Annotated in this window: 1 protein-coding gene; it reads left to right on the top strand. The window is 71.0% G+C overall.

The annotated features are described in order from the left end of the window. A partial coding sequence (locus AB4061_RS40535; protein ID WP_441641653.1) for a hypothetical protein occupies positions 1 to 1,120 on the top strand: 1,120 nt, incomplete at both ends.

The following is a 1,120-nucleotide window of genomic DNA, read 5'->3' as shown; positions in this document are numbered from 1 at the left end:
GGCGCCGAGCCTGGCGCCAGTGGCCGAGAGCGGAGTCGAGGGCGCGGCCATCGCGCTGAATCTCGGCGCCACGGTCAACGGCCTGGCCGGCGACGGCAACAGCCAGGCCTCGCTGGTGGTCGGTGCGATCCCGCTGGGGGCCACGTTGAGCGACGGCAGCCACAGCTTCACCGCTTCGGCCGGCCATACTGCGGTCGATGTCCATGGCTGGACGTTAGGCTCACTGACGATCACGCCGACCAACGACGCCAACTTCACGCTGAGCGTGGCGGCGACCGCCACCGACGGCGAGGGCAACCTCAGCACCACCACCACGGCCACCGAGGCGGTGACGGTCAACCCGCTGGCGCCGAGCCTGGCGCTGGTGGCCGAGAGCGGAGTCGAGGGTGCGGCCATCGCGCTGAACCTGGGCGCGACGGTCAATGGCCTGGCCGGCGACAGCAACAGCCTGGCTTCGCTGGTGGTCGGCGCGATCCCGCTGGGCGCCACGTTGAGCGACGGCAGCCACAGCTTCACCGCTTCGGCCGGCCACACCGCGGTCGATGTCCATGGCTGGACCCTGTCGAGCCTGACCATCACGCCAACCAGCGACGCCAACTTCACACTGAGCGTGGCGGCCACCGCCACCGACGGCGAGGGCAACCTCAGCACCACCACCACYGCSACCGAGGCGGTGACGGTCAATCCGCTGGCGCCGAGCCTGGCGCCAGTGGCCGAGAGCGGAGTCGAGGGCGCGGCCATCGCGCTGAATCTCGGCGCCACGGTCAACGGCCTGGCCGGCGACAGCAACGGCCTGGCCTCGCTGGTGGTCGGTGCGATCCCGCTGGGGGCCACGTTGAGCGACGGCAKCCACAGCTTCACCGCTTCGGCCGGCCATACTGCGGTCGATGTCCATGGCTGGACGCTAGGCTCACTGACGATCACGCCGACCAATGACGCGAACTTCACGCTGAGCGTGGCGGCCACCGCCACCGACGGCGAGGGCAACCTCAGCACCACCACCACCGCCACCGAGACGGTGACGGTCAACCCGCTGGCGCCGAGCCTGGCGCCGGTGGCCGAGAGCGGGGTCGAGGGCGCGGCCATCGCGCTGAATCTCGGCGCCACGGTCAATGGCCTC

Origin of the sequence: Cupriavidus sp. YAF13 (assembly GCF_052113425.1) — a bacterium.
Taxonomy (GTDB): Bacteria; Pseudomonadota; Gammaproteobacteria; order Burkholderiales; family Burkholderiaceae; genus Cupriavidus.
This window is presented reverse-complemented; position numbering and strand designations above follow the sequence as displayed.